The 23,154-nt window shown below is 35.7% G+C and carries 23 protein-coding genes; 6 read left to right on the top strand and 17 right to left on the bottom strand.

All coding sequences use genetic code 11. The features are described from left to right. Positions 1-154: 154 nt before the first annotated feature. The 6 genes from ctaG to ctaB form a co-directional block, all read right to left on the bottom strand. Positions 155-1,060, bottom strand: a complete 906-nt coding sequence (ctaG, locus tag ACLBXA_RS04825) for a cytochrome c oxidase assembly factor CtaG (protein ID WP_041488175.1) — start codon at positions 1,058-1,060, stop codon at positions 155-157. A gap of 79 nt (positions 1,061-1,139) precedes the next feature. Beyond that, a complete protein-coding gene (gene ctaF, locus ACLBXA_RS04820) occupies positions 1,140-1,472 on the bottom strand; it encodes a cytochrome c oxidase subunit IVB (RefSeq protein WP_000985703.1) in 333 nt (110 codons plus the stop codon). A gap of 3 nt (positions 1,473-1,475) precedes the next feature. Beyond that, positions 1,476-2,099 (bottom strand): cytochrome c oxidase subunit III, encoded by a 624-nt coding sequence (gene ctaE, locus ACLBXA_RS04815; RefSeq protein WP_000557861.1) that lies wholly within the window; start codon positions 2,097-2,099, stop codon positions 1,476-1,478. Next, on the bottom strand, positions 2,099-3,934 hold the full coding sequence (ctaD, locus tag ACLBXA_RS04810) for a cytochrome c oxidase subunit I (protein WP_153577875.1): 1,836 nt from the start codon (positions 3,932-3,934) through the stop codon (positions 2,099-2,101). The genes ctaE and ctaD overlap by 1 nt, the downstream gene beginning before the upstream one ends. Positions 3,935-3,994: 60 nt before the next feature. After that, positions 3,995-5,044, bottom strand: coding sequence for a cytochrome c oxidase subunit II (gene coxB, locus ACLBXA_RS04805; RefSeq protein WP_447617113.1), 1,050 nt, complete (start codon positions 5,042-5,044; stop codon positions 3,995-3,997). Positions 5,045-5,137: 93 nt separating this feature from the next. Continuing rightward, positions 5,138-6,061 (bottom strand): protoheme IX farnesyltransferase, encoded by a 924-nt coding sequence (gene ctaB, locus ACLBXA_RS04800; protein WP_001015060.1) that lies wholly within the window; start codon positions 6,059-6,061, stop codon positions 5,138-5,140. A 497-nt stretch (positions 6,062-6,558) separates the two neighbouring features. Here ctaB and ctaA point away from each other — a divergent pair, with 497 nt between their 5' ends. Then, positions 6,559-7,494, top strand: coding sequence for a heme A synthase (gene ctaA, locus ACLBXA_RS04795; protein ID WP_001188745.1), 936 nt, complete (start codon positions 6,559-6,561; stop codon positions 7,492-7,494). 86 nt (positions 7,495-7,580) lie between these two features. Here the strand turns inward: ctaA and pyc are convergent, their stop codons facing one another. From pyc to ACLBXA_RS04780, 3 genes are all read right to left on the bottom strand, one after another. Then, complete coding sequence (gene pyc / locus ACLBXA_RS04790) at positions 7,581-11,027, bottom strand: pyruvate carboxylase (RefSeq protein ID WP_447617112.1); 3,447 nt, start codon at positions 11,025-11,027, stop codon at positions 7,581-7,583. 333 nt (positions 11,028-11,360) lie between these two features. Continuing rightward, positions 11,361-12,539: an FtsW/RodA/SpoVE family cell cycle protein gene (locus ACLBXA_RS04785; RefSeq protein WP_000758416.1), complete on the bottom strand. Its 1,179-nt coding sequence runs from the start codon at positions 12,537-12,539 to the stop codon at positions 11,361-11,363. A gap of 125 nt (positions 12,540-12,664) precedes the next feature. Further along, positions 12,665-12,952 (bottom strand): YlaN family protein, encoded by a 288-nt coding sequence (locus ACLBXA_RS04780; protein ID WP_000135694.1) that lies wholly within the window; start codon positions 12,950-12,952, stop codon positions 12,665-12,667. A gap of 155 nt (positions 12,953-13,107) precedes the next feature. Between ACLBXA_RS04780 and ACLBXA_RS04775 the strand changes: the two genes are divergently transcribed. After that, positions 13,108-13,605, top strand: a complete 498-nt coding sequence (locus tag ACLBXA_RS04775) for a hypothetical protein (protein ID WP_016077289.1) — start codon at positions 13,108-13,110, stop codon at positions 13,603-13,605. A gap of 31 nt (positions 13,606-13,636) precedes the next feature. Here the strand turns inward: ACLBXA_RS04775 and ACLBXA_RS04770 are convergent, their stop codons facing one another. Together ACLBXA_RS04770 and ACLBXA_RS04765 are read right to left on the bottom strand one after the other, a co-directional pair. After that, a complete protein-coding gene (locus ACLBXA_RS04770) occupies positions 13,637-14,965 on the bottom strand; it encodes a PhoH family protein (protein WP_000358083.1) in 1,329 nt (442 codons plus the stop codon). A 246-nt stretch (positions 14,966-15,211) separates the two neighbouring features. Continuing rightward, the gene (locus ACLBXA_RS04765) at positions 15,212-15,667 is read right to left on the bottom strand and encodes a pyridoxamine 5'-phosphate oxidase family protein (protein WP_000024600.1); all 456 of its coding nucleotides are present in this window, start codon (positions 15,665-15,667) and stop codon (positions 15,212-15,214) included. Between the two features lie 145 nt (positions 15,668-15,812). Between ACLBXA_RS04765 and ACLBXA_RS04760 the strand changes: the two genes are divergently transcribed. Then, the gene (locus ACLBXA_RS04760) at positions 15,813-16,013 is read left to right on the top strand and encodes a YlaI family protein (protein ID WP_002082250.1); all 201 of its coding nucleotides are present in this window, start codon (positions 15,813-15,815) and stop codon (positions 16,011-16,013) included. Between the two features lie 35 nt (positions 16,014-16,048). On the opposite strand, the gene ACLBXA_RS04755 is transcribed toward ACLBXA_RS04760, so the two are convergent. The 3 genes from ACLBXA_RS04755 to typA form a co-directional block, all read right to left on the bottom strand. Next, positions 16,049-16,324 carry a hypothetical protein gene (locus ACLBXA_RS04755; protein WP_001258138.1) on the bottom strand — a complete coding sequence of 92 codons (276 nt, stop codon included), beginning with the start codon at positions 16,322-16,324 and terminating at the stop codon, positions 16,049-16,051. A gap of 16 nt (positions 16,325-16,340) precedes the next feature. After that, positions 16,341-16,643 (bottom strand): YlaH-like family protein, encoded by a 303-nt coding sequence (locus ACLBXA_RS04750; protein WP_000893662.1) that lies wholly within the window; start codon positions 16,641-16,643, stop codon positions 16,341-16,343. A 157-nt stretch (positions 16,644-16,800) separates the two neighbouring features. Further along, a complete protein-coding gene (gene typA / locus ACLBXA_RS04745) occupies positions 16,801-18,645 on the bottom strand; it encodes a translational GTPase TypA (RefSeq protein ID WP_000914761.1) in 1,845 nt (614 codons plus the stop codon). Positions 18,646-18,785: 140 nt separating this feature from the next. Between typA and ACLBXA_RS04740 the strand changes: the two genes are divergently transcribed. Then, positions 18,786-18,965: a DUF5325 family protein gene (locus ACLBXA_RS04740; protein ID WP_000400123.1), complete on the top strand. Its 180-nt coding sequence runs from the start codon at positions 18,786-18,788 to the stop codon at positions 18,963-18,965. Between the two features lie 32 nt (positions 18,966-18,997). Here the strand turns inward: ACLBXA_RS04740 and ACLBXA_RS04735 are convergent, their stop codons facing one another. Both ACLBXA_RS04735 and ACLBXA_RS04730 read right to left on the bottom strand, forming a co-directional pair. Beyond that, positions 18,998-19,801 carry an inositol monophosphatase family protein gene (locus tag ACLBXA_RS04735; protein WP_001158709.1) on the bottom strand — a complete coding sequence of 268 codons (804 nt, stop codon included), beginning with the start codon at positions 19,799-19,801 and terminating at the stop codon, positions 18,998-19,000. Between the two features lie 88 nt (positions 19,802-19,889). Continuing rightward, positions 19,890-20,078: a hypothetical protein gene (locus ACLBXA_RS04730; protein WP_001250164.1), complete on the bottom strand. Its 189-nt coding sequence runs from the start codon at positions 20,076-20,078 to the stop codon at positions 19,890-19,892. 205 nt (positions 20,079-20,283) lie between these two features. Between ACLBXA_RS04730 and ACLBXA_RS04725 the strand changes: the two genes are divergently transcribed. Then, complete coding sequence (locus tag ACLBXA_RS04725) at positions 20,284-20,910, top strand: YktB family protein (protein ID WP_000155316.1); 627 nt, start codon at positions 20,284-20,286, stop codon at positions 20,908-20,910. Between the two features lie 80 nt (positions 20,911-20,990). On the opposite strand, the gene ACLBXA_RS04720 is transcribed toward ACLBXA_RS04725, so the two are convergent. Further along, positions 20,991-21,260: a UPF0223 family protein gene (locus ACLBXA_RS04720; protein WP_000456553.1), complete on the bottom strand. Its 270-nt coding sequence runs from the start codon at positions 21,258-21,260 to the stop codon at positions 20,991-20,993. A 368-nt stretch (positions 21,261-21,628) separates the two neighbouring features. Here ACLBXA_RS04720 and speA point away from each other — a divergent pair, with 368 nt between their 5' ends. After that, complete coding sequence (speA, locus tag ACLBXA_RS04715; RefSeq protein ID WP_000084903.1) at positions 21,629-23,101, top strand: arginine decarboxylase; 1,473 nt, start codon at positions 21,629-21,631, stop codon at positions 23,099-23,101. Positions 23,102-23,154 lie beyond the last annotated feature (53 nt).

Raw genomic sequence — 23,154 nt, 5'->3', positions numbered from 1 at the left:
ATATGGAATTATTACGCATGAAAGCTAGTAGTAAATTTTATATCCACTTTTAGTACACGCCTACACTAACTTAACATAAAAATTCAGAAAATTCAACCTTATTGAAAAGAGCTAAAACTAAAAAGAAAAAGCGCATGGAATCCCATACACTTTTTCACTTAGTCTGTAAATACGGCGGCAATTGTTGCAACTGCTCCTTATCCTTTTCACGTTCTCTACGTGCCCACCTAAAGAATACATAGCCTATAATTGTACCGTACACTATTTCCTGGACAATTTTCATTATGATACCACCAGTTTGCTGGTCTTGTACAACTGGCATCCAGTGCAAAAATTCTGGTCCCGTTATATTTAAATCTGATAAAGTGCCCGCTGGTACACATAGTTCCATCGCTTTCATCCAAGCAGCCGGATCCGTATACGTTGCAAATAACGGGGCTGTCGCAAAAATGATTAACGCACAAGCAGGCGTTAATAATATACCGTTAGCAAACATATAACCAAGTTTCTTTATATCACTTAACGTTTGATATTCTGGTAATGGATTTAACATCGGCCACCACATCATAATTGCTGTAAAAAACAATATAGCTAAACAAATAGGATGAGCTATTTGACTTTGTTTTACTGTATCAAAAACAACTGGTAAATGATAAAAAGAAAACAGGCCGTTAAATACAAACAACGCAATAAGTGGTTTAGCAAATACCTTTAATATAATTTGAACGAACTTAAAAGAAGTAATGTAACGATATAACCAAATCGGTATACCAAGCAACAGTAACGGTGGAACTGCAATATACATGACTGCCATTTCAAACATATGAGCACTAAATATAATATGGCCAATTAAATCAATAGGCCCTCCCTTTACAAAATACAAAAGAACAATACCAGTCGTAAAATAAAAAATTTGCTTCTTACTTACCTTCGTCGCATTTTCAAATCGCATTCTATATGGACCAATAATTAAGAAGTACCCAATAAGAATCGACAGCATAAATATTAAAAAGATTGGACTCCATAAAGCCTGAAATCCAAATATCCACAAGTTACTCATTTTCACACCTACCTTCGTAAGGTTATCCATAATATGAAGAGGGAGCTGTGACAACACAAGCTCCCTTATTTTTCACTTTTCAAATCCAGACGATTGTCATAAATGCTAAAATTGTAATTAACCCTATTAGCAGACCAGAGTATAGAAAGAAACTTGCTGCTTCATGTCCTTTATGACTCATATGCATAAAATAATACAATTGAAAAATTACTTGTACCACTGCTAATAGTAAAATAAATGGAACAGAGAAAGTCGGACTAAAAGTTTTTGGATACGCCACTGCTACAAATGCAACTAATGTTAAAAAAATCATTAATGCAAACGTAATAACTTGATGCTTCATTTCCTCCGCACTTTTTCTCTTCCGATAAACAAGATCAACTTTAGGATTATTCGTTTGCTTTATCGCCATTGTTTATCCCACCATTCCCATTAAATATACTACAGTGAAAATAAACACCCAAACTACGTCAATAAAGTGCCAATAAATCGATGCAACATAAAACTTTGGTGCATTGTATAAATTTAGACCTCTCTTCGCATTTCTAAAGATTAATGTTAAAATCCAACATAACCCAAACAATACGTGGAGTCCATGTGTACCAACAAGAGCATAAAACGCAGAGCCAAACGCACTACTTCTCATAGTATGCTTAAATTCATGTGTATAATGATAAAACTCATATATCTCAAACCCTAAAAACCCTAAACCTAGCAATACAGTTACTAGTAACCAAAGTTGCATTTTCTTAAAGTTAAAGTTTTTCATGTGATACATCGCATATACACTCGTTAAGCTACTCGTTAATAAAAGCATCGTCATAATGAAAACGAGTGGCATTTGGAACATCTCTTGAGATGTTGGTCCACCATTTGTAGAATTCTTTAACGCTAAATATGTGCCAAATAAGGAAGCGAACAATACTGTTTCGCCTCCAAGAAATAACCAAAAACCGACAAACTTATTTTTCCCTTCAAGGGTTGCTTTTTCAGGCTCTGCTGGAAATGTTTCATTCGTTAATTTTTCATCTACATGCATTATGCCTTGCCCCCCTTATCATCTAAATCTTCTTTATGAATATGATATCCATGATCATCGATTACTGAACGTAGGAACATTGCGCCAAATGTAATGATTAAACCAATAATTGCTACCAATAACCAGAACTTATCTTTTCCACCCTGCATATACATTGCACCAAATGCCGCTATAAACAATCCAAAAGAAATGACAAATGGTGAAAACGAAGGATTTGGCATATGAATATCACCAACTGGTTCCGCTGCTGTCATCTCTTTATTACCTTCACGTTTTTCAATCCAAAACGGATCTAATCCGCGAACAAATGGTAATTGTTTAAAGTTATATTCTGGTGTCGGTGCTGGCATTGTCCATTCTAATGTACGTGCATCCCACGGATCACGACCAGCTTTTTCTTTTGATACTGTCGTTTTAATTACATTGAATAGAAGAACAATAGTCCCAAGAGCCATAAACACCGCTCCAATAGAACTAATCATATTCCCCATTTCCAACCCTTGCCCTTCAAGATATGTGTAGTAACGGCGTGGCATACCAATCAAGCCAAGGAAATGCTGAATAAAGAACGTTAAATGGAAACCAATAAAGAATAGCCAAAACGTTATCTTTCCTAATGTTTCATTTAATACTTTATTAAACATCAGTGGCCAATAATAATGAGCTCCTGCAAGTAAACCAAATACAACACCGCCAACGATTACATAATGAAAATGTGCTACTACGAAATAGTTATCATGAAATTGATAATCAGCTGGTGCAGATGCTAGCATAACCCCTGTAACTCCACCCATTACGAATGATGGAATGAAAGCTACTGCCCACATCATTGGTGTCGTAAAACGAATACTTCCGCCCCACATTGTAAAGAGCCAGTTGAATATTTTGATACCAGTCGGAACCGCAATCGCCATTGTTGCAACTGAGAAAATAGCATTAGCAACTGGACCAAGTCCAACAGTAAACATATGATGGGCCCATACCATAAATCCTAAAAATCCAATTAATACAGTCGCAAACACCATCGATGAATAACCAAACAATCGTTTTTTCGAAAATGTCGCGAAGATTTCTGAGAATATTCCGAAAGCTGGGAGTATAAGAATGTATACTTCTGGATGACCGAAAATCCAGAATAAATGCTCCCATATAATTGTATTCCCGCCCAATGCTGGATTAAAGAAACTTGTTCCAAATAAACGATCTAACATTAAAAGCCCTAATCCTACAGTTAACGGTGGAAAAGCGAATAATATAAGCGAAGATGTTACAAATGTCGTCCATGTAAACATCGGCATACGCATATACGTCATTCCTGGCGCACGCATATTAATAATGGTTACAAGGAAGTTAATACCTCCAATTAATGTACCAATACCTGAGATTTGCAAACCGAGTACATAGAAATCAACACCATGACCCTTAGAGGCTAAAGCTAAAGATGCATAAGATGTCCATCCTGCATCAGGTGCTCCACCTAAAAACCAACTTAAATTTAAAAATACTCCACCAAAGAAAAACAACCAAAATCCGAGTGAATTCAAAAACGGGAACGCTACATCACGTGCACCAATTTGAAGTGGTACAGCGGCGTTCATAAATGCAAACACGAGTGGCATAGCTGCGAGGAAAATCATTGTTGTACCGTGCATCGTCAATACTTGATTATAAGCATCCCCAACAAGAAAAGCGTTGTTAGGAATCGCTAATTGAAGGCGAATAAATAGAGCTTCTATTCCGCCTATTACAAAAAACAATCCACCTGCAATTAAATAGAGAATGGCAATCTTTTTATGGTCTACTGTCGTTAAATAATCCCATATGACAGCACCCATCCCCTGTTTTTTTGCTACAGAACTCACGTTTTCAACCTCCCCTTCACGAATAATCCCTCTTTACTTTTCAACTTTTAACGTTTGTAAGTATGCATTTAATGCATCAATTTGATCATCCGTTAAGTTGCCATATTTGCCAGTCATTTTGTTTCCTGGCTTCATATTTTCAGGATCTTTCAGCCATTTTTTTAAGTTTTCTTCATTGTTTTCGGCAATACCGGCAACCATATCGCGATCCGCAAAGTTTGCTAAGTTTGGTGCGATACGAGCGGAAGGTGGTCTACTATCATTAGATCCAACTGCGTGACAACCAATACAGCTTTTATTAAATATTTCTTGGCCCTCTTGCACCTTTGTTGAAGCTACTTCTTTCTTCCCATCAATCTTCTTCATATCAGCAAGCCAATTTTTGTACTCGCTTTCATCTAAAGCTTTCACTTTAAATTGCATTAAAGAATGTGATGGGCCGCAAAATTCTGTACAAAAACCATTATAAGTGCCCGATTTATCTGCCTTTAACCACATTTTGTTCACATTGTCTGTATTTGTATCCATTTTCCCAGCTAAAGATGGAACCCAAAATGAGTGTTTAATATCGGCACCCTTCAAATTTAAATACACTTTCTTACCTGTGGGGATGACTAAATCTTGCGAAGTTACTATCTTTTCTGATTTGTAAGAAAATTCCCACCAATAAAGATTCGCTGTTACATCAACAACGATAGTATCTTTATCAATATTCTTTTTCTCCATCGCACTTACATCAGCAAGTTTGAATGTATATGTAACCGTTGGAACAGCTAAGATTAGTAAAAGAATAATCGGAATAACTGTCCATATAATTTCTAGCTTGTGATTTCCTTCAACTTGCTCTGGAATATAATCTTCCTGACCTTTCTTTTGTCGGAAACGCACAATTACATACAAGAAAATAATAGTAACTACTAGTACTACTCCTACCATGATTGCACTCGCCAGTAGAAGTAAATCATATTGCATTTTTGCTACTTCTCCTTGCGGAATTAAAGTAGATTGAAAGGCTTTACCGCATCCCCCTAACAGTAAAGCCAGCAGTGAAACGAACGAAAGCAGTCGCCACTGTTTCTTCATACAAACAACCCCCACTTTCCTTGTGAATTAGATTGTACTTTATAGTTAAGTAAAGTAAATCTCAACGTAAAGAAATCCAATTATGTCGTTGTCTTAGAAGAATGTAACTACAATCATTGATACAAATAAGATTGTTAAATAATTTAGGGAATAAACAAACATTTGCACGGACCATTTTATGTCATCTTTCTTACGGAAGCCATAAAATCCTAAAGCGATCCATCCGATGTTAAGCAGTGTTGCAATTACCATAAATGTTATCCCTAGTCCACTCATATAAAATGGTAGTGGTAATAAACATACTGTCCAAATCATAATTTGGCGTTTCGTAATTTCAAATCCATGAACTACAGGAAGCATTGGAATTCCTGCATTTCGATATTCATCAACACGTTTCATCGCTAATGCAAGGAAATGTGGGATTTGCCAAATAAACATAATTAAAAATAACATCCAAGCAATTGGATGACCTAAAGATGGATCGATTGCTGCCCATCCAATTAAAGGTGGAACTGCTCCAGATATACTACCTACAACAGTATTTAGTGTATACTTTCTCTTTGTCCATAAAGTATATAGGACAACATATGTGAAAGCACCAATAAATCCCATTAAAACTGCCATTGGTGTCGTTAATAATAAGAATACAAATCCAAGAAGTAATATAACTAGTCCAAATGTAAGTGCAAATCCTGGTTTATACTTTCCAGTAACCGTTGGACGAGTCTTTGTTCTCTCCATTAACGGATCGATGTCTCTATCGATGTAGTTATTTAAACAACATACCCCCGCCATAATTAATCCAGAACCAACGATTGTAAAAAATAGCTTATCCAGATTGTCCATCACACTTAATCCATTAAAGTGTAACGCCAACCAAAATCCTGTAAATACAGTAAGTGTATTTGAGTTTACAATCCCCATTTTAACGAGTGCTGATAAATCTTGTAACCGAGTTGTTTCCGGTACACTTGTAACAGCGGACTCATCATGCAGCTCACTTGTTGCATGGTTCATCACTCTAACCCCCTCTTAAAACTTTCATCTTTCTTTTTGCGCCTATTTCAAATGAAATAATTCGCTTCTATATAGCAATATTATTACAGTAGAAACATTGTTAACCCATTCTACTACTAATCTACGCCCATACTCCAATATATTAAATCATATTTCCCGAACATTTTGTGAAGAAAACATGAACTTTTTGTGTCGAATATAAAAAACTTCATTCTGACTTGTCCTTATCATAACATGATGTTACATTCTATAATAAACTATTTTCTCCTATTTAACACGTATTCTCCCCATTTCTTTTCAAAATAGCCTATTTTTCACCTAAATTTTTCCTTACGAACCCTGTTTTCACACCTATTTTCTCTCCCTTGTCTTCCCCCTCCATTTCTTTGCTATTTTATTATTTTTTATATATCATAGGAACTAGCGCGTTTTATTCTATACATAATGGAATGAAAATATTTCGCAATAACTTCATAGCAGAAAGATGGTGAAAGAGATTGCAACGCTTTATTAAATGGTTAGCAGTCATTACAAGCCTTGATTTATTAATAGTTTTATTAGGAGGCGCTTTAGTTACAAAAACAGGTTCTGGTCAAGGTTGTGGTAAATCATGGCCACTTTGTAACGGTGAATTTGTTCCATCTAATTTATCAATGGAAACTATTATTGAACTTAGCCACCGATTAACATCAGGATCAGCTGGAATTCTTGTCACTCTCCTTTGTATTTTGTCCTGGAAATATTATAAACATGTGCGTGAAACAAAAACGTTAGCAATTTTATCCTTCGTATTTTTAGTTGCACAAGCATTAATGGGAGCAGCAGCAGTTGTTTGGGGACAAATGCCAGCTGTACTTGCTATCCATTTCGGTATTTCCTTAATTTCATTTGCTTCTGTCATTTTATTAACGTGTCTTATCTTTGAAATTGACCAAAAATTTGATGCACGTTCACTTATTATGGACAAAAAAATGAAATTTCATATTTATGGTGTAACAATTTACAGTTATATCGTCGTCTACACAGGTGCTTTAGTACGTCACGAACGAGCTAGCTTAGCTTGTCCAGATTTTCCTTTATGTAGCAAAAACAGACCTATGCCAACTCAACTACATGAATGGGTTCAAATGGGCCATAGAGTTGCAGCGATGTTAATTTTCGCTTGGATACTATACGCGATGATTCTCGCTATTCGCCATTACAAGCAGCAACCTGTAGTATATTGGGGATGGATCATTTCATTTATCCTTGTTACACTTCAAGCTGTAGTAGGAGTTTTAGTTGTATTTACAAACGCTAGTTTAGCGATGGCATTGTTACATTCTCTATTCATTTCTTGCTTGTTTGCCGTACTATGCTATTTAGTTATGTTAGGAACAAGAAGTAAAGTGAATGCAAAAGAAGCCGGATCAACTTCTAAACAAACAAAATAATTTAAAACTAAAATCCCTTGCCAATTAGGCAAGGGATTTTTTGCAATAAAGAAAAGAGCTGTATTTACACAGCTCTTTTCTTTATTTTAGTGATCTAATTCAATAAGTAAATCACCCGTTTGAATTGCATCACCATCGTTAACATATACTTTTTTCACTTTACCATTAAACGGCGCTTGAACTGTCGTTTCCATTTTCATTGCCTCTGTAATTGCCATAGAATCGCCTTTTTTCACTTCATCGCCTTCTTTTACAACTACTTTAATTACCGTTCCTGGCATTGTTGCACTAATGTGATTTGGATTTTCACGGTTTCCTTTCACACGTTGTGCAACTGTTGCTTTCACATTCTCGTCTTTCACGACAATTTCACGTGGTTGACCATTAAATTCCAAGTAAAGGACACGATTTCCATCCGGCTGTGGTTCTCCAATTGATACAAGTTTAACCATCAATGTCTTACCTTGTTCAATCTCCACATCAATTTCTTCACCTAGTCTCATACCATAGAAGAACGTCGGTGTATCAAGTACAGATACATTTCCATAAAGCTCAGCAACTTTTTCATAGTCCATAAATACTTTTGGATATAATGCATATGCAACTACATCAAAAATTGTTACTTCGCGTCCAAGTTTATGGAATAATTCTTCTTTTAACGCGTCGAAATCTACTGGCTCTAGTAGTTCACCTGGTCTTACTGTTAACGGCTCTTTCCCTTTTAAAATAATCTTTTGCAATTCTTTCGGGAAACCACCGTACGGTTGACCTAAATCACCAGAGAACATTTCAACAACAGATCCCGGGAAGTCCAACGCATGTCCACGCTCTAAAACATCTTGTTCTGTCAGGTGGTTTTGAACCATAAATAATGCCATATCGCCAACAACTTTTGATGACGGTGTTACTTTTACAATATCTCCAAACATGTCATTCACACGACGGTACATTACTTTCACTTCATCAAAGCGATCTCCTAAACCAACCGCCTTCGCTTGTTGTTGAAGATTACTATACTGTCCACCTGGCATTTCATGCATATATACCTCTGTGTGAGGTGCATTCATACCACTTTCAAACGGTACATAGTATTTGCGTACATCTTCCCAATAATGAGATAGCTTTTCTAAAGAATCGATATTAACATCTGGTTGTCTTTCATTTCCACCTAGTGCATAGAATAATGTGTTCGCACTCGGTTGTGACGTTTGACCAGCCATAGAACTCACCGCTACATCGACAATATCAACACCTGCTTCAATTGCCTTCGTATACGTTAATATACCATTTCCACTCGTATCGTGCGTATGCAGGTGAATCGGAATTGATACCGTCTCTTTTAATGCTGAAACTAAATCATATGCTGCGTTTGGTTTTAGTAAGCCAGCCATATCTTTAATACCTAAAATGTGAGCTCCCGATGCTTCCAACTCTTTTGCTAAGTTTTTATAATAATTCAAATCATATTTACTACGTAATGGATCATGAATATCTCCTGTGTAGCACATTGTTGCTTCTGCAATTTTACCAGTATCTCGTACAGCATCAATTGCAACTCTCATGCCTTCTACCCAGTTTAAACTATCAAAAATACGGAATACATCAATGCCAGCTTGAGCAGAACATTCTACAAATTTTTGGATTAAATTATCTGGATAGTTTTTGTATCCAACTGCGTTTGAAGAACGAAGTAACATTTGGAATAACACGTTCGGCATTTTTTCACGAAGATCTAGTAATCGTTCCCATGGATCTTCTTTTAAGAAACGATACGCAACATCAAACGTTGCACCGCCCCACATTTCCGCTGAGAATAGGTTCGGTAACATTCTCGCTGTTGGCTCTGCAATTTGATGTAAATCTTTTGTACGAATACGAGTTGCAAGTAATGACTGATGTGCATCACGGAATGTTGTATCCGTCAAAAGTACACGTTTTTGATCCTGTACCCACTTTACTAATCCGTCCGCTCCACGCTCATCCAAAATTTGTTTCGTGCCATTTTGGATTGGCTCTGAGTGTAATACATTCGGTATACGAGCATCTGGAAAAATTGGTTTCTCTTTTTTCCCTACTCCTGGGAAGCCATTTACTGTTACTGAACCAATATAATTTAACATTTTCGTTCCGCGGTCTTTACGTTTCGGGAACAAGAATAGTTCAGGTGACACATCAATAAACGAAGTATCATATTCTCCTGATAAAAAGTTTTTATGTTTTACTACATTCTCTAGGAATGGAATATTTGTTTTAATACCACGAATACGGAATTCTTTTAAGTTACGTTCCATTTTTGCAGCTGCTTGCTCAAAAGTAAGTGCCCAAGTTGTAACTTTTACAAGTAAAGAATCGTAGTACGGTGTAATAACTGCACCTTGGAAGCTATTTCCTGTATCAAGACGCACACCAAAACCACCGCCTGATCGATACGCCATAATTTTTCCTGTATCCGGCATAAAATTATTTAGCGGATCTTCAGTTGTTACACGAGATTGAATTGCAAATCCATGCACAACTACTTCCTCTTGCTTCGGCACACCTACCATTTTGCTATGTAATGAATGTCCATCAGCTATTAAAATTTGTGATTGAACGATATCTACTCCTGTAATCATTTCTGTAATCGTATGTTCTACTTGAACACGTGGATTTACTTCAATGAAGTAAAACTCATCATCTTTTACAAGGAATTCTACTGTTCCTGCATTTAAATAGTTTACATTTTTCGTTAACTTCACAGCAGCATCACAAATACGCTGACGCAAATCATCTGAAAGTGATACACTCGGTGCTATTTCTACAACTTTTTGATGACGACGTTGTACAGAACAGTCACGCTCGTATAAATGAACAACATTGCCTTCTTCATCTGCTAAAATTTGTACTTCTATATGTTTAGGTTTTTCAACGAATTTTTCGACGTAAACTTCATCATTACCAAAGGCTGCTTTCGCTTCTGATTTCGCTCGATTATATGATTCTCCTAATTCCTCACTAGTACGCACAATACGCATACCACGACCGCCACCACCAAGGGACGCTTTAATAATAATCGGGTAATCATACTTTTCAGCAAATTTTTCGACTTCTTCTAATGAATCTACTGGACCATCACTACCAGGTATAACTGGAATTTGTGCTAGCTGCGCTTGTGTTCTTGCTTTCACTTTATCTCCAAACATATCTAAATGCTTACTTTTCGGACCGATAAAGATAATTCCTTCTTCTTCGCAACGTTTCGCGAATTGAATATTTTCTGACAAGAAACCATATCCAGGGTGGATTGCATCTACATGATTACTTTTTGCAATCTCAATAATGCCTTCAATATCTAGATAAGCATCAATTGGTTTTTTTCCTTCCCCAACTAAATAGGACTCATCGGCTTTATAGCGATGATAAGAACCACTATCCTCTTTAGAATAGATTGCAACTGTTTTTAATCCTAGTTCCGAACAAGCTCGAAACACACGAATTGCAATCTCTCCACGGTTAGCTACCAATACTTTTTGAATACGTTGCAGCTTTGTCATGATTTTCCCCCTCTACTTTCCTACCACTCTAGAGATAAAATATATACACACCTTAAAAAGCGTGAAGTTCTTCACTTTCCACATTATATTATACTTAGAAAGCTTCACTTTATTTTTATCCATCATACCTTATTTTTTAACAAATGATAAGTTTTCTGTGCAATTTGTTTCACAAAAATAGTATAGCATACCTCTTCCTTTTCTAACAACTTAATTGTATATCACATTCAACTTAATGTGATATATCTTTTAACTGAAATATATATTAATACATCACATTTAAAACTACTTAAAAATAAAAAACACATTATGCTCTAAAGCACAATGTGTTTTTTATTTTACAACTACAAGATGTGGTCCATTTTGTTCTTTTTCTTTCATTAATCCATTCTGTTGTTTCTCTTGTCGTTTCACGTGACTAGCAATATTGAGTAGTATCCCCATCGCAAGTAGATTAGCTAATAAAGAACTACCACCGTAACTGACAAACGGTAATGGTACTCCGGTAAGTGGTATTACCCCAGACATACCACCAACATTAATAAACGTTTGAACTCCAAACAAGCTTGCAATTCCGATAGCTATTAAACTTCCAAATGGATCTGTACACTTTTGTGCAACTCTAAATGACCGAATAATAATTAGTAATAAACAGATTAAAATGATAGCTACACCTATAAAACCAAGTTCTTCAGATATAATTGCCATTATAAAATCCGTTTGCGGTTCTGGTAAATAACCATATTTTTGTACACTATTCCCTAATCCTCTACCATTAAGCCCTCCAGAAGCGATTCCAATAAATGAATTCACTAATTGAAATCCATCCTTTTGAGGATCATTAAACGGATCAAGGAAAACAGAAAAACGTGCCTTTTGATATGGATTTAATGCATAATTACCAAGCAGATATAGTGCTGGAATCCATACTATAGAAGTTAAAGCAATTCGTTTAATCCATAAGTTAACCTGTACTCCCGAACAAAGAAACATAATTCCTACTGTTCCTGCAATTAACAAATCAGTACCTAAATCATTTTGCTTTAATATTAAAAACATGATTATACCAACACCAATAAGTACTGGACCTGACCCTTTGGAAACAGGTGTATTCGTTTCTTGTCTTTTGGCAAAGAAATGAGCTAAGACGAGAATAACTGTTATCTTAACAAATTCTGCAGGCTGTATTCCAAATATCCACCCGTTTGCACCGTTTACTTTCTTAGTGAAAAAAGCAGCTGCAGCTAATAAGGCAACACTAGCACCGTAACTCCCCAACAAAAAAATTCGTTTTCTCCAAACTTTATATGGGATAGTAGCAATAATTATTAATACTATTGTCCCAACAACTAAAGTAATTAATTGTCTTTTAAAAAAGAAATTTGCTGGTTTATCAAATCTCGAAATCGCAACAATGGAACTAGAACTATATACCATTATAACTCCCAGCACACATAAGATAACAAGAGGAAGTACCAATGAATAATCCATTGATTTCCATACTTTTTTCATTTCATTTCCTCTTTCTGTTTCAATTTAATTATTGTTGTATTCCATATGTACATTGATTCTTCCTGCTTTATTATACAAATAAAAAGCTCAAACTAATTTAGTTTGAGCCCCCTTATTTGAACCCGTTATTGTTGTTTGTTTGTAAACGCTTCATGAAGTGCAGATAACTCACGTTCGAGCTCACCTAACATTGCTTTCCCTTGTTCTTCTGCAATAAGACCAAGGCGAACTGCAAAATCGACCTCGCGGGATAGTCCAAACATTTGTGTGTCTAACACTTCTTCATATAATGGACATTGCGGCATTGTAAGATGGTCCATTTGCACCTTAATAAGTCTTAAAATCTTCTCTGCATCCGCTTGTAGAAGGGCTAGTGCCTTTTCCTGATGATTTGCTACTGTCTCAGACGCCAAATTGATTCCCTCCGTTTCCGTCCTACTCTCCTCTATCCTATCTATTAATATTAGCGATAGTTTTCATAAATTGCAATAGAAACATTTTTTGTGACAACAGTGTCTAATACTATTATACTGAAAAGTGGGAGTATAACACAAATGGGGGAAGAACAATGAGCGAAATTTTATTTATTAACGGAAAAGTACGTTTTCCAATCACTATTGATCCAACTGTTTGGATCTTTGATGATCGAAAAGTAGATTTGACAACTTACTTTGATGAAACTAGAGAAAACACGTCTGAACTAGAAACTTATTTAAAAAACACTTCAGAACATTGGGATCGCGAAATCCGTGATGGTGCCGCTTTTCCTCCAATACAACAAAGTGTGAAGAAATATAAAAAAGAACAGCTGATTACTGGAACATTTGGTATACCATTTCATCCATTCCTTGCTAACGCTGAAATTTTAGAGGGCACTACGCAAGTTGAAATTGAAACGGTAGATCATACAATGACACTTCCATTAGAAACTGTCAAAAATGCTATACTAGGCTTTTCAAAAGAAGGAAAACCATTAAAAGAAGACGGACCTGTTCATCTCTATTTCAATGATGGATCTAATCGACAAAATCCAATCCGGAACATCCGTAAATTTACAATTATTTAAAGAAAAGGAGTGAGCTTAAGCTCACTCCTTTTTACAATAAATCTGCTGCTAGTTGAGCTAAATTAGATCGCTCCCCTTTAACAAACTTCACATGACCACTAATGCGCTGTTCTTTAAACTTCTCTACAACATACGTTAAGCCATTATTATATTCATCTAAGTATGGGTGATCAATTTGCTGAGGATCTCCCATCAATACAATCTTACTCTTTTCCCCTACCCTAGTTAGTATCGTTTTCACTTCATGCTTTGTTAAATTTTGTGCTTCGTCAATGATAATGAACTGATCTGGAATACTTCTCCCGCGTATATAAGTAAGGGCTTCTACTTCAATTGAACCCATTCCAGCTAAAATAGCATCTAACTCTCCTGGCTTTTTCGTATTAAATAAATACTCTAGGTTATCAAAAATTGGCTGCATCCATGGTCTTAACTTTTCTTCTTTTTCTCCTGGTAAATAACCGATATCTTTTCCGACTGGGACAATTGGTCTTGCAACGAGTAATTTTTTATATAACCCTAAGTCTTCTGTTTGCATAAGTCCCGAAGCTAATGCAAGTAACGTTTTTCCTGTGCCGGCTTTCCCTGTTAACGTTACAAGCGGAATATCTTCACGAAGCAACAATTCTAATCCCATGATTTGCTGCACGTTTCGTGGTCGTATCCCCCACACTTGTTCATTGTGAAAAATAAGTTTCTTTACCTTCTTACCTAAGTGATCCACGATGCCAAGCGCAGAACTAGAGCCCCCCAATGCATCTTTCATTACTACAAATTGATTTGGATAAAAAGGATGATTCGCAATTTCAGATAGAGGCAATTCACCTTTCTCATAAAAATAATCCAATTGTTCTTTTGATATATATCCTTCTAAAAAGCCAGAATATATATTTTCTACTTCAATTACGCGATCACTTAAATAATCTTCAGCCTTCAAACCAATTGCATCAGCTTTTACCCTTACGAGTACATCTTTACTTACTAAAATAACAGACTTCCCGTCCTCTTTTTCCTGTTCTTCTAAAGATAGATTTTTTGCTACAGCTAAAATTCGATTATCATTTGTTTTTTCTACAAAAATATCTTGTAGTTGCACAAATGAACGATGGTTCAATTCAATACGAAATGTTCCGCCGTTTTCTAGCGGGATACTTTCATGCAACTTTCCTATTTCACGAAATTTATCTATTAACTTAGATACATAACGAGCGTTTCGTCCTACTTCATCCATATAACGTTTTTTCGAATCAACCTCTTCTAATACAACTGCTGGAATCACTACTTCATTGGTTTCAAATGAAAAAATAGATAAAGGATCCTGCAAAAGTACATTCGTATCTAACACATAAATTTTATCCAACCTGTTACCCCCTGACTCCACTTTTAAATTTGTAGAACAAGGGTTTCATCCATAAAATATGGACGAACCATTGTTATAATTATATGTACCGTGTAAACGAGGTAGAATCGAAAATCATAGTCATTAAACCTTTTATTTATTCTTTATTCATTTCTATTCAATATATTACCTTTTATTATAATTATTAACGTTAAATCACAATAACCGATTACAAAAGTGAATAAACGAATTTCTTATTTAGCATCTTTATAATTCTCTTATCCCTACTAGCACTTCGTTATCCAGCTTTTTCGCTGCCCGAAGATCATATGTTTTTTCATATGTTGGTTCAATTGCAAGTTTCGCTCCATAAAACATAACATCACGCACTTCTTGCACATTTACTTCTATTACAGTTAATTTTAAAGAAATACCTTCCATTCTATCTGTCAAAATTTCACCTGCACCACTTATGGAAAATACGGATTCATTCGCCATTATAGTCAATACCACACCTGTATTATGCCGTATATTTTCCACAATACGTGAACGTTGATCTACTGCAAATCGAATACTAGTTTTACTCACTGCATACACCCAAGAAATAGCACTTACGTTAGGAACTTGTTTTTCGAAATCTGTCGTTGCTATCATAACAATACACTCTTTACGCAACGTTTGTACTAAACCCTCTGTTAAGGTAGGCTCTACTACATTCGCCATATTTTCACCTCCAAACATACTTGGTATATCCTTATCATAACTTATTTTTTGAATTGCGAAAATATTATTTTTTCCCACTATTATTCAAAAACATTATACTTCCATGATATACTTATACTGATAGAATTCGTATTGAGGTGACGAAATGAGAGTCAAATGTATGATTTGTGATAAAAAAGATATGTTAGATGATGAAAATCCTATGGCAAAAAAACTGCGTAATCGCCCTATTCATACATATATGTGCATGGAATGTTCGGAACGAATTGCAGAGCGTACAATGGAACGTCATGCAAGTGGTAATTTCCGATTATATCGTGATAAAAAAATCGAAGATGATTGGTAAAATGTAAATAAGTCCTTACTCATATAGATAAGGACTTATTTATATTTTTCTGGTTCACGATTCATCTGATCCAAAAAACAATCAATGGCTTCTAACGGAAACCTTGCAGATTTCCGTTCTCCATTTATTTCGTATGTAATTAAATACATCTCCTCGTTCTTTTCGACTTCCACATTTTTTAATTTATGTTCTTCATATATCATATTTTGAAATAACAAATACGTTTCTTTTGCAGCACTATCATCTGGACGTGCTTCAGCAACTGTTTTAATTGTTAACCAATTATATAGTGCATCTTGTACTGAACGCATAAAAACTCCCCCTTCCTCATCCTGCTTTTTGTTGTTTCGCTTGACGCAAACGTAATCTATAAATCCCAAGTACAATTGCTGCTACAACAAGTCCTTCTCCAACGGGTAAAAATACAGCAAAAAAGGTTAATACTGTACATCCAATTGCTAATGATATGTATATCACAATATTTTTAAGTACAGACAACTTTCTAGCAAACCCTAAATTATAGACGAGAGCACTTAATATAATAATCGTCCCATAAAGTAACCACATTCCTAACTCTGGATTTTCATCTACCTTACACAATTTTGCAAAAAAAGACATCCTTTCTAACACACTCTTCCCCCCTAGCAGTAAAATACAATTTTCTTTATACACTTAATACAAGAGTAACTCGCAAAAAAAATACTGTCCACAAAAAAGAGTAAATATTCTAAAAAATAAACAAAATAAAAAACAACGACCTTTTATAAAGGTCGTTGTTTTTTTGTTTTTACGCTTCAACCGATTTCTTTTTCTTAGCAGCTCTTTCGCGCTCACTCTTATCAAGAATCTTTTTACGCAGACGAATTGATTCTGGAGTTACTTCACAGAACTCATCATCGTTTAAGTACTCTAATGATTCTTCTAAAGTCATTAGGCGTGGTTTCTTCATTGTTGAAGTTTGATCTTTCGTCGCAGAACGAATGTTAGTTTGTTGTTTCATTTTCACAACGTTAACTGTTAAGTCGTTCTCACGAGTGTGTTCTCCAACAATCATACCAGCATATACTTCTGTACCTGGTTCAACGAAGATTACACCACGGTCTTCAACTTGCATAATACCGTATTGTGATGCTTTTCCTGTTTCAAGTGAAACTAGAACACCTTGGCGACGTCCACCAACTTGTCCAGCGTGTACTGGTTGGTAGCAATCGAATGTATGGTTTAAAATACCGTAACCACGAGTTAATGTTAAGAATTCTGTTGTGTAACCAATTAAACCACGTGCTGGAACCATGAAAGTAAGGCGCACTTGACCGTTTCCGTTATTCACCATATCTAACATTTCACCTTTACGTGCACCCATAGATTCCATAATAGAACCAGTGTATTCTTCAGGTACATCGATTTGTACGCGCTCTACAGGTTCACATCTTACGCCATCAACTTCTTTAATGATTACCTCTGGCTTAGATACTTGTAATTCATAACCTTCACGACGCATGTTTTCGATTAAGATAGATAAATGTAGTTCCCCACGTCCAGATACGATCCACGCATCAGGAGACTCTGTATTATCTACACGTAAACTTACATCTGTTTCTAATTGTGAACGAAGACGCTCTTCAATTTTACGAGATGTAATGTATTTACCTTCACGACCTGCAAATGGGCTGTTATTTACAAGGAACGTCATTTGTAGTGTTGGCTCATCAATACGTAGTAATGGTAACGCATCTTCATGCTCAACCGGACATACCGTTTCACCAACGTTAATGTCTTCCATACCAGAAACGGCTACTAAGTCCCCAGCTTTTGCTTCTTCGATTTCTTGACGTTTTAATCCAATGTAACCGAATAATTTCGTTACGCGGAATTGTTTTACACTTCCGTCAACTTTCATTAAAGCAACTTGTTGTCCAACCTTCATTGTACCGCGGAATACGCGTCCAACTCCAATACGTCCAACATAGTCGTTGTAATCAAGAAGTGCTACTTGGAATTGAAGTGGCTCTTCACTGTTATCAATCGGTGCTGGAATATGTTCGATAATTGTATCAAATAATGATTTCATATTCTCTTCTTGATTTGCTGGGTTTGAATCTAAGCTTGCTGTTCCGTTCATTGCTGATGCAAATACAACTGGGAACTCTAATTGATCTTCGTTTGCACCAAGCTCAATGAATAAGTCGATTACTTCATCAACTACTTCATCAGGACGAGCGAAGTCACGGTCAATTTTGTTTACAACTACGATTGGAGTTAAGTTTTGCTCAAGAGCTTTCTTTAAAACAAATCGTGTTTGTGGCATACAACCTTCATATGCATCAACAACAAGTAAAACACCATCAACCATTTTCATGATACGTTCTACTTCTCCACCGAAGTCAGCGTGACCTGGTGTATCTAAAATGTTAATTCTTTTATCTTCATAGTGAATCGCTGTATTTTTCGCTAAAATTGTAATACCGCGTTCTCTTTCTAGATCATTTGAATCCATTGCGCGTTCTTCAACGTGTTCGTTCGCACGGAAAGTCCCCGCTTGACGTAATAACTGGTCAACAAGTGTTGTTTTACCATGGTCAACGTGGGCAATAATTGCTATATTACGTAAATCTTGTCGTTTTTTCAACATGTCCAACTCCTAATGTCTTTTTAATCCTTCTCTATTATAAGAGCGAAGGGGATACAATAGCAATTAAAATAAAAGCAAGAATGAAAATATAGTTGTATTCTTACTTTTGTGAAAGTAAAATGAGATTGGAGGGTGAAGAAATGGAACACATTCAATATCGCTTTTTATTAACCGCAATTATCGGTGTTATTTTCTTAATCGGTATCGGCATTATGATTGCTGAAAATAGTCCAATCGGTATTATTATTTGCATTATCGGCACATTTGTTGCAGTTGGGTACGGTTTTGTAACAAAAAGAAAAATGCGCAAATCACAATAACGCTAAAAAGTAAGAAGCTTATACACAGCCTCTTACTTTTTTTGTTGCTCTAATATAAACGATAACACTTCTTCATACACTCCTGGTTTTGCAACTAACACACTGCTCTTCTCTATGATAGAAAGTGGCGCTCCAGAGAATGTCGTCACCTTACCTCCAACTTCTTCTACAATTATCTGTCCTCCGCCAAAATCCCATGGTGATAATCTCGGCGTTACATATGCATCTATTCTTCCTGTTGCAACGTATATCATCTCTAGTGCTGCACAGCCATATGATCTCGTGCCCCTTGCTTTCTTAACAAGTGCCATCATACTTTCCATATTAAGCAATGGATTATCTGTAAGCCATATCGCATTTAAAGCTACAATACCTTGCTCTACAGTTCCTTTTTCCAATGGAGGAATTGATATATCATTACAAAAAGCTCCGGATCCCTTGACTGCATGATATAGTTCATCGTGCACTGGATCATAAATAAGTCCAATCTTTCCGATACCGTTCTCATAAATACCAATTGAAATCGCAAAATTTCTTTTTTGATGAACAAAGTTCATCGTACCGTCAATTGGATCAATTAACCAAACAACCCCGCCAGAAGACGTTATCTCGTCTCCATAACCCTCTTCTCCTAAAATATTATGATTCGGGAATGTTTCTTTAATTTTCCCAATTAAAAACCGTTCTATCTCTCGGTCCATATTTGTAACTAAGTCAGCTGCATTTGATTTTGTTTCTATAATAAGTGCTTTTTTCATTGATGCCATCAAATGCTCTCCTGCATCCCGAATCCACCGTTTGGCGTGTGCATCGATGTCTTTCCATACTTCTTGCATGTTTAAACACTCCGATCTATACTGTTCACAGAAAAAACGAACCCTTTATAAGGTTCGCACCAACTAATTTTTTATACATATACTATTATTACGCTTCTAAACGAATCATTTCAAGTCTTAACACTTCTAACTTTTGTACACACTCTTCTTTTTTCTGTTTATCATCTTCCATCATCGCATCATATAAAGTTGCTAATTCATAATCTAGCTCCAAACGTAGCACCGGTATTCTCTTTTCGGCATCTGTTCTCTTTAACGCATTAATCACCTGTCTCATATTATTTGCCTCCTCCCAATATTCGTCTGCCCTCGGACTAGAATTAATTAAATTTTCTGATTTTTTGTTTTATACTATACTATGTTGGATAAATCATCTATGCAACAAAATTATATTTTTTATTTTAATTTTTTTGTGCTGTTTTTTTTATGAATAGTACAAGCTATGCTAAAATAAAAGCAAAATAGGAGTTGGAGGAACAATCATGACAATACAAACATTCAAGTCAACTGATTTTGATGTCTTTACAGTTGATGGTCTCGAAGAACGAATGAGTGCAATTAAAACGAACATTCATCCTAAGCTAGAAGCTTTAGGGGAACAATTTGCAGAATACTTATCCAAACACACTGATGAGAACTTTTTTTATCATGTTGCAAAACACGCACGACGGAAAGTCAATCCACCAAACGATACTTGGGTTGCTTTTTCAACAAATAAACGAGGATATAAAATGCTACCGCATTTCCAAATCGGCTTATGGGGTACTCATGCCTTCATATACTTTGGTTTAATCTATGAGTGTCCACAAAAAGTTGAGACGGCTCATGCCTTCTTAGAACATTTAAATGATTTAAAAACAAATATTCCAAATGACTTCGTTTGGTCCATTGACCATACTAAACCAAGTGTGAAATTACATAAAACACTTGAAACCGAAGACTTACAAAAGATGATTGAACGACTAGCTACTGTAAAAAAAGCAGAATTATTAGTTGGTATTCATATATCACCAGAGGAGTTTTCAGCAATGACCAACGAACAATTCCTTGCTAAGATTGAATCTACGATGCAACCACTCCTTCCTTTATATGCACTTTGTAATCGATAGTAGAAAACGGACAATTTATATTGTCCGTTTTTAGTTGTTATCACATTATATCACTTCAGTTTTTATTTTTCAAAATATTTTTATATTTTTACAACCTTTTGTTCTTCAACTTCCTTTGCCCTTTGAATAGCACGATATATAGAGTATCCACTTACTTCTTGAAACTCTTTATCAATTTTCTTTTCTTCTGCTTTCGATGGAACAATCTCTTTAAAACGACGATATAAACCCATTAATTCTTCTCTTATAATTCCTTTTTCATAAGCTTTCTCAATCGCTTCATAAAACTTCACAATTGTAACCATTTCCTCATTTGACCAATCATAATCTAACGGATATTGATATTCCATTTCGCACCTCATTTATCATTTCTTCTTGTTTCATTATGCTATCTTAAAGAGAATATTTTATTATTCATTATAGCCACTCTGCATTATACACTATTTATTCATTTTAATGGAATTGTCTTCCTCTATTCATTAGTTGAGGCTAACTATTAAACATACTCACCTTAAAAACATTTTTTTCTATACATCTATAATTATTGGTGATATAATGCTTTTGTTTTATAGAAAATAAAGTGAAGCTACCATCTCAAAAACGATTTTTTGAATGGCAGAAAAACAAGCCTCATTCTAAAAAAAGACTTACCTTTTTTAGAGCAGGATTATATAAAACAAATTATACTAAATATTATGAAGAAGAAGGGGTGTATAGATTGTCCCAATACGAAACACCATTGTTTACCGCTTTAGTTGAGCACAGTAAGCGAAATCCAATTCAATTCCATATTCCTGGTCATAAAAAAGGACAGGGCATGGATCCTACATTTCGCGAATTTATTGGGCATAATGCATTAGCAATTGACTTAATTAATATTGCGCCACTCGATGATTTACATCATCCAAAAGGTATGATTAAAGAAGCACAGGATTTAGCAGCCGCTGCATTCGGTGCAGATCATACTTTCTTTTCTATTCAAGGTACAAGTGGCGCTATTATGACAATGGTGATGAGCGTTTGCGGTCCTGGTGACAAAATCCTAGTACCACGAAACGTGCATAAATCAGTAATGTCAGCTATTATTTTCTCAGGTGCAAAACCGATTTTCATGCATCCTGAAATCGATCCGAAGCTCGGTATTTCTCATGGAATCACAATTCAATCTGTCAAAAAAGCACTTGAAGAGCACTCAGATGCAAAGGGCTTACTTGTTATTAATCCAACGTACTTTGGGTTTGCTGCAGACTTAGAACAGATTGTACAATTAGCACATTCTTATGACATCCCTGTACTAGTCGACGAGGCTCATGGTGTTCATATTCATTTTCACGATAAATTGCCGATGTCGGCGATGCAAGCTGGTGCAGACATGGCAGCAACAAGTGTCCACAAATTAGGAGGCTCTTTAACTCAAAGTTCTATTCTTAATGTGAAAGAAGGCTTGGTGAATGTAAAGCATGTCCAATCTATTATTAGCATGCTTACGACTACATCAACTTCTTACATCTTGTTAGCATCACTTGATGTTGCCAGAAAACGTCTTGCCACAGAAGGAACAGCACTCATAGAACAAACAATACAATTAGCTGAACATGTTCGTGATGCTATAAATTCTATTGAGCATCTTTACTGTCCTGGAAAAGAAATGTTAGGTACAGATGCTACCTTTAACTATGATCCTACAAAGATAATTGTATCTGTAAAAGATTTAGGTATTACCGGCCACCAAGCTGAAGTATGGCTTAGAGAGAAATATAACATTGAAGTAGAACTCTCAGATTTATACAACATACTATGTCTTATTACTTTGGGAGATACAGAAAGTGATACAAATACACTTATTGCAGCATTACAAGATTTAGCAGCAACATTTAGAAATAGGGCAGATAAAGGTGTTCAAGTACAAGTAGAGATTCCAGAAATTCCAGTGCTAGCACTTTCTCCTCGAGATGCTTTTTATTCGGAAACAGAAGTCATTCCATTTGAAAATGCAGCGGGTCGTATTATAGCTGATTTTGTTATGGTTTATCCGCCAGGGATTCCAATCTTTACTCCGGGGGAAATTATTACACAAGAAAACTTAGAGTATATTCGTAAAAACTTAGAAGCAGGTTTACCTGTACAAGGTCCTGAAGATATGACATTACAAACATTACGTGTTATTAAAGAGTACAAGCCTATCAGTTGATAGGCTTTTTTTTCACCTTTTTTCCTATTCTTCATACGATACTAAAGAATGTA

Source organism: Bacillus sp. D48C, assembly GCF_053345735.1.
This window is presented reverse-complemented; position numbering and strand designations above follow the sequence as displayed.

Excerpts from the sequence above, each read along its gene's own strand:
- ctaG (WP_041488175.1), bottom strand. The coding sequence starts at position 1,060 with ATGAGTAACTTGTGGATATTTGGATTTCAGGCTTTATGGAGTCCAATC.
- ctaF (WP_000985703.1), bottom strand. The coding sequence starts at position 1,472 with ATGGCGATAAAGCAAACGAATAATCCTAAAGTTGATCTTGTTTATCGG.
- ctaE (WP_000557861.1), bottom strand. The coding sequence starts at position 2,099 with ATGCATGTAGATGAAAAATTAACGAATGAAACATTTCCAGCAGAGCCT.
- ctaD (WP_153577875.1), bottom strand. The coding sequence starts at position 3,934 with ATGGGTGCTGTCATATGGGATTATTTAACGACAGTAGACCATAAAAAG.
- coxB (WP_447617113.1), bottom strand. The coding sequence starts at position 5,044 with ATGAAGAAACAGTGGCGACTGCTTTCGTTCGTTTCACTGCTGGCTTTA.
- ctaB (WP_001015060.1), bottom strand. The coding sequence starts at position 6,061 with ATGAACCATGCAACAAGTGAGCTGCATGATGAGTCCGCTGTTACAAGT.
- pyc (WP_447617112.1), bottom strand. The coding sequence starts at position 11,027 with ATGACAAAGCTGCAACGTATTCAAAAAGTATTGGTAGCTAACCGTGGA.
- ACLBXA_RS04785 (WP_000758416.1), bottom strand. The coding sequence starts at position 12,539 with ATGAAAAAAGTATGGAAATCAATGGATTATTCATTGGTACTTCCTCTT.
- ACLBXA_RS04775 (WP_016077289.1), top strand. The coding sequence starts at position 13,108 with ATGAGCGAAATTTTATTTATTAACGGAAAAGTACGTTTTCCAATCACT.
- ACLBXA_RS04765 (WP_000024600.1), bottom strand. The coding sequence starts at position 15,667 with ATGGCGAATGTAGTAGAGCCTACCTTAACAGAGGGTTTAGTACAAACG.
- ACLBXA_RS04760 (WP_002082250.1), top strand. The coding sequence starts at position 15,813 with ATGAGAGTCAAATGTATGATTTGTGATAAAAAAGATATGTTAGATGAT.
- ACLBXA_RS04755 (WP_001258138.1), bottom strand. The coding sequence starts at position 16,324 with ATGCGTTCAGTACAAGATGCACTATATAATTGGTTAACAATTAAAACA.
- typA (WP_000914761.1), bottom strand. The coding sequence starts at position 18,645 with ATGTTGAAAAAACGACAAGATTTACGTAATATAGCAATTATTGCCCAC.
- ACLBXA_RS04740 (WP_000400123.1), top strand. The coding sequence starts at position 18,786 with ATGGAACACATTCAATATCGCTTTTTATTAACCGCAATTATCGGTGTT.
- ACLBXA_RS04735 (WP_001158709.1), bottom strand. The coding sequence starts at position 19,801 with ATGCAAGAAGTATGGAAAGACATCGATGCACACGCCAAACGGTGGATT.
- ACLBXA_RS04730 (WP_001250164.1), bottom strand. The coding sequence starts at position 20,078 with ATGAGACAGGTGATTAATGCGTTAAAGAGAACAGATGCCGAAAAGAGA.
- ACLBXA_RS04725 (WP_000155316.1), top strand. The coding sequence starts at position 20,284 with ATGACAATACAAACATTCAAGTCAACTGATTTTGATGTCTTTACAGTT.
- ACLBXA_RS04720 (WP_000456553.1), bottom strand. The coding sequence starts at position 21,260 with ATGGAATATCAATATCCGTTAGATTATGATTGGTCAAATGAGGAAATG.